This window comes from Synechococcus sp. H60.2 (genome assembly GCF_047462315.1).
In the GTDB taxonomy this organism is placed as follows: Bacteria; Cyanobacteriota; Cyanobacteriia; order Thermostichales; family Thermostichaceae; genus Thermostichus.
The window spans coordinates 1-5,000 of sequence record NZ_JANSIZ010000058.1; the positions used below are offsets into that span (position 1 = coordinate 1).

A 5,000-nucleotide genomic window follows, 5' to 3' on the forward strand; every position below is an offset into this window, starting at 1 on the left:
GATCAGTCGCGCAGCAGCACAGCTCTCGCAGCAGGGGGTTGGGGCACTGATTGTGATTGAACGCCGCACCCAGTTGCAGGAATTTGCCGACCGTGGTGTGATTCTCGACTCGCGTATTTCCACGCCGCTTTTGCTCAATATTTTCTTTCCTAACTCACCCTTGCACGATATGGCAGTGATCATTCGCGGGAATCGGATTCTGGCAGCCAATGTTGTGCTACCGCTTAGCGAAGATATTTCCGGTCCACGACGGTACGGTACGCGCCACCGTGCGGCCAAGGGGATTACCGAGCAGACTGATGCACTGGCCGTCGTTGTGTCAGAAGAGACCGGTGCTATCTCGCTCGTCAGTGATGGCCGCATGGTGAGCTATTTAACCGAGACACGGCTGCGGACAATGCTGGCCGATCTGATGCAGGTGCCGCTTGAGAAAGAAGCGAAGAGGGCGGCATGAATGGCGTGCGTTCAATCGTGTTGCGGGCGTTCCTGGCCTTTGGTCTGAGCTTTGCCCTCTGGGCGTTTGTTTCTTTCAGCGAGAATCCTGAAGAGACGGCCCGTTTCGAGGACCTCACGCTCCAGATCGTTGGCCTGGCTGAAGATATGGTGATCGTTGATGCGAATGGGTTGCCGACAACCTCGTTTCCACTCGTTGACGTCACCCTCCGCACTGATCGCCGACAGCGCTCGGAGTTACGTCCGGTTGATATCCGGGTTGTGGCCGATCTGAGTAATCTTGGTCCCGGCGATCACCTGGTGCCGATCAATGTTCAACCAACGCGCAGCAACCTCTCGTTCAGTGTGCCGGCGGGAGGGATCGAACCGTCTGCTATCAGTATACGTATCGAGCCTGTAGAAACTGTGACCGTCCCCATTCGTCTTGAAATCGTTGGTTCGCCACCATTTAGTTTTGAGCGCGGTGATCCAGAGATACGCTACAACGGTAATTTGATCGACACCGTAACGGTGAGTGGTCCGCAAAGTCGGGTTGTGCGGGTAGCGGCGGTGCGGACTGTGGCTAATATCGCGCAACTTCGCGCATCGTATGTTGCACCGTTGAACCTGACGCCGGTTGATAACAATAATCAGCCGGTTGAAGGAGTGCAGGTTCGACCGGCAACGGTGACTGTCGTTATCCCGATTAATCCGGTGGTTGGTCTGCGACTGGTGCCGGTTTCGCCGATTATCATCGGCTCACCGGCGCCGGGATTTGCCGTCACCGATATCAAGGTTGATCCGCCATTAATCACCCTTACCGGTAGTTCTGGCCCGCTTGACGCGATCAACCTGTTGCAGACAGAAGCTATCGATATCGCCAACGCTCGTGAGACGGTGGTGCGCATCGTACCGTTAATCATCCCGACCGGTACTTCGCCGGCTCAGGGCGAGTCGAACGCTGTGCGGGTAACGGTTGAGATCACACCAATTACCTTGCCATTCCAGATTCGCTTACCGGTCGAGATTGTGATCGACGGTTTAGAAAATGGTCTCCTTGTCACCGTATCACCAGAGGTCGTTGAGATAACCTTCGCCGGTACCAGTGCCCAACTGAATGCCCTGGCGGCGACGCCGCTGGAAGCAACCATTAACGTCAGCGGACTTGCTCCTGGTGCCTATCAGTTCCCTGTCCAACCCCTGCTGCCTGATGGGGTCAGCATCGTGGGTGAAGCGCCAACCGTGACAGTGGTGATTATCCCAGCGCCGCCGCCACCCCCGCCCCCACCCCCTCCGCCCTCCACCAGGTCGGTTCCTCCCCGTAGGCCCAGATCGCCCAAAAAGCCAGCGTCACCGCCACCAGCAGCGGCAGCTCCAACATGTACACATGGGCCAGAGCCGCGATCCCTGGGTAAAGGACGAGCAGCGCTGCCGCCAACCAGCCCACTTCCTGAGAGTGGTAAATCCGCTGGCCCAGCCGCTGGGTTGCCAGGGTCAGGATCCCCAGCAACACCCAATTGAGCAACTGCCCATCGGCACGGCTAAAGGGGTGCAAAGCGGCCAACGGGATCCCCAGCCAGTAGGCCAAAGGCGGGTAGCGCTGGTTTAAGTGCAAAAACTGCTGCCACCACACCCCTTCCCAGCGAAACCGCCGCAGGTGATCCCCAAATGCCTGGGCCTGCAACAGGTGCTGCGCCTCATCCCAGGCTGGCGGCAGGGGATCCGTCCAGTTCCAAACCAGCAACAGCAGTAGGGCCGCCATCCCCAGGCCCGCCCAGGCGGGGAGAAAGGGGATCCCCACCCCCCCTCTTGCTGCAGCTAGCCGACTGGAGGTCGTCTTCATGGCCTTAGCCCTGTTTCCTAGCGCTACACTCAACTTGGGCTGCCCTTAGAGATCCTCGAGGCCGCGATATTACCCCCCCATGACCGTTCCACCCTCTGGCTCCACAGGTGTCTGGATCCTCCCCGACCAACTGCACCCCCAGCAAGCTGCCCTTGCCTCCCTCTCAACCCTACCTCCCCACCGCGTCCCCATCCTTTTTATCGAGTCCCAAGCTTGGGCCAGCTCCCGCAACCATCACCAGCAGAAGTTGGTGCTGGTGTGGTCGGCCATGCGCCACTTTGCCCAAGAATTGCAACAGCGCGGCCACCCCGTTACCTATGTGGAAGCCGAGGACTCTGCTGAACCCCTGCAGGCCTGGGCCAGGCAATATCAATTACAACAAATCCGCCTCATGCAGCCTGCCGACATTCCTGTTCGAGCGGAGGTGGAAAAGCTGAGATCCGCCCTCCCCTGCCCGCTCCTGGTCGTGGAAAATAACCACTTCCTCTGGACAGCCTCCCAGTTTATCGACTGGGCCTCAGGCCGCAAGCGCCTGCTTCTGGAAGACTTTTACCGCCAAGGGCGCAGACGCTTCCGCCTCCTCATGGACGGCTCCCAACCCCTGGGTGGGCGCTGGAACTACGACCGGGAAAACCGGCAGCCTCCTCAGCCTGGCCGGCGCTACCCACCCCCTCTGAGGTTTCCTCCCGACGCCATCACGCAAGCGGTGATGGAGAAAGTGCGGCGACGTTACGGCCACCACTTTGGATCCCTAGAGGGCTTTGGCTGGGCAGTCACCCGCGCCCAAGCCCTGCAGGTGCTCGAAGACTTTATCCAGCACCGCCTGCCCCATTTCGGCCCCTGGCAAGATGCCATGCAAGCTGGGGAGGACTTCCTCTACCACTCCCTCCTTTCCCCCTACCTCAATCTAGGGCTTCTCACCCCCCAAGAAGTCCTCGCCGCCGCCGCACAGGCCTACCATCGCGGCAGGATCCCTCTTCCTTCCGCTGAAGGCTTCATCCGTCAGATCCTGGGCTGGCGGGAATACCTGCGCGGCTTCTACGAATACCAGATGCCCCAGGGCTATGCCCAGAAGAACTTCTTTGGCCACCACCGCCCCCTGCCGGACTTTTTTTGGACGGGCGAAACCGACATGGCCTGCCTACGGCACACCCTAGGGCAAATTCGCCGCCACGGCTACGCCCACCACATCCAGCGGCTGATGGTGCTCAGCAATTTTGCGCTCATCAGCGGCATCCAACCCCAGGCAGTGGAAGCGTGGTTTCACGACGTGTTCATCGACAGCTACGACTGGGTGATGCAGCCCAACGTCATCGGCATGGGCCTTTTTGCCGACGGGGGCATGCTTTCCACCAAACCCTACGCCGCCTCTGCCCAGTACATCCGCAGAATGAGTGACTACTGCCGCCATTGCCGCTACAATCCCAGCGAAAAGGTTGGCGAACGCGCCTGTCCCTTTAATACCTTCTACTGGGATTTCCTCTTGCGCCACCGCTCCCTCTTGACCCCCCTAGGGAGGATGAAATGGGTATTGGCCCACTTGGATCGCTTGCAGCCGGAGCTAAAAGCCCAAATCCAAGCGCAAGCTGCTGCTTGGTGGGATCCCTGGCCTAGGAGCAACTCCCTGGGCCAGCCGTCTGGCTAAAATTGGAGCACCTTCCCTTTCTATGCTACTTGGTTCAAGGAGCCCACGTCATGAAATGTCCCCGCTGCGGCAAGCAAGAAATTCGCGTTTTAGAGTCCCGTTCGGCAGAAGGTGGCCAAAGCGTGCGGCGGCGGCGGGAATGCATGTCCTGTGGCTACCGCTTCACCACCTACGAGCGCATTGAATTCATGCCCATCATGGTCATTAAACGGGATGGATCCCGGGAGAGTTTTAACCGCAACAAGATTCTCCAAGGGGTGATGCACGCCTGCCAAAAAACCCAAGTTAGCATCAAGCAGATGGAGGAGTTGGTCAACGAAATCGAAGAAAAACTGCAACTGGAAGACGTTCAAGAGGTAACTACCCTACGCATCGGCGAGATGGTACTGGAGCGCCTACAGCGCCTGAGCGAAGTTGCCTATGTGCGCTTTGCCTCCGTGTACCGCCAGTTCCAGGGTATAAAAGACTTTGTTACTGAACTGGAACAGTTGGAACGGTTGGAGGGCCCCCTCCGACGAGATCTGGAGCGGCCGTTGCGGAACTCTCCCCCTTCAGAGTCGGAATCCACAGCTTCTCCAGACTGGGTGGGGGGTATTCCCAAACTCCTCGATCAAAACGACGCCTCGAGCAATCTCTCGGGGATCCCAAAATAGCGCTTGCCGCCGAGAAAAACTGCCAGAAAAGGGCTCCCATTCAAACAGCTTAGCGGTATGCTTGGGTTAGCAATTGCCGCCTACACTAAGCATAGCGCTAGATATCCCCGGCTGGTCGGTGTTCAGCGCTACCGCTAGGTGAGCCTTGCGGCTTTGTCTGTTCAGGATCCCTGGCTGCCCACCTTCCTCAGTTTTTCATCCTTTCTTACGCGTCGATTCAATTTATGCAGTACGACTTTCGGGGTTCTAGCCCCTCTGGAGCTCGCAACGGCAACCCCAGTGGCTTGCCCGGCAACAACAGCTTTCGCACCCCTGCCTCACTAGAGACGGGGCCGGGGACAGTGCCCATCCAGGTGTATCAACAAGTGGCCGAAGAGCTGGAATCTGCCCGTCAGCAGGTGAGCCGCCTCTCTTCCGAAAATCAGCG

5 protein-coding genes and 1 pseudogene (1 of these 6 running past the window's edge) are annotated in these 5,000 nt (G+C 58.6%); 5 read left to right on the forward strand and 1 reads right to left on the reverse strand.

All coding sequences use genetic code 11. The features are described from left to right. Together NW845_RS09635 and NW845_RS09640 are read left to right on the forward strand one after the other, a co-directional pair. Positions 1-454: diadenylate cyclase (locus tag NW845_RS09635; RefSeq protein ID WP_414378326.1), on the forward strand; the 454-nt coding region annotated here is incomplete at its 5' end. A 146-nt stretch (positions 455-600) separates the two neighbouring features. Further along, positions 601-1,398: pseudogene (locus NW845_RS09640) on the forward strand (YbbR-like domain-containing protein); the annotation flags it as partial. 289 nt (positions 1,399-1,687) lie between these two features. Here the strand turns inward: NW845_RS09640 and NW845_RS09645 are convergent. Further along, entirely contained in the window at positions 1,688-2,275 is a 588-nt protein-coding gene (locus NW845_RS09645) for a phospholipid carrier-dependent glycosyltransferase (RefSeq protein ID WP_414378327.1), read from the reverse strand. A gap of 79 nt (positions 2,276-2,354) precedes the next feature. Here NW845_RS09645 and NW845_RS09650 point away from each other — a divergent pair, with 79 nt between their 5' ends. From NW845_RS09650 to NW845_RS09660, 3 genes are all read left to right on the forward strand, one after another. Further along, positions 2,355-3,920 carry a cryptochrome/photolyase family protein gene (locus tag NW845_RS09650; protein WP_414378328.1) on the forward strand — a complete coding sequence of 522 codons (1,566 nt, stop codon included), beginning with the start codon at positions 2,355-2,357 and terminating at the stop codon, positions 3,918-3,920. 50 nt (positions 3,921-3,970) lie between these two features. Next, the gene (nrdR, locus tag NW845_RS09655) at positions 3,971-4,573 is read left to right on the forward strand and encodes a transcriptional regulator NrdR (protein ID WP_414378330.1); all 603 of its coding nucleotides are present in this window, start codon (positions 3,971-3,973) and stop codon (positions 4,571-4,573) included. A 224-nt stretch (positions 4,574-4,797) separates the two neighbouring features. Then, on the forward strand, positions 4,798-5,000 hold the 5' portion of the coding sequence (locus NW845_RS09660; protein WP_414378331.1) for a hypothetical protein. 634 nt of this gene lie beyond the right edge of the window; the window shows 203 of its 837 coding nt (coding positions 1-203); the start codon lies at positions 4,798-4,800; its stop codon lies beyond the right edge, outside the window.

Coding starts and splice junctions, on each gene's coding strand:
- NW845_RS09645 (WP_414378327.1), bottom strand. CDS start 2,275: ATGAAGACGACCTCCAGTCGGCTAGCTGCAGCAAGAGGGGGGGTGGGG.
- NW845_RS09650 (WP_414378328.1), top strand. CDS start 2,355: ATGACCGTTCCACCCTCTGGCTCCACAGGTGTCTGGATCCTCCCCGAC.
- nrdR (WP_414378330.1), top strand. CDS start 3,971: ATGAAATGTCCCCGCTGCGGCAAGCAAGAAATTCGCGTTTTAGAGTCC.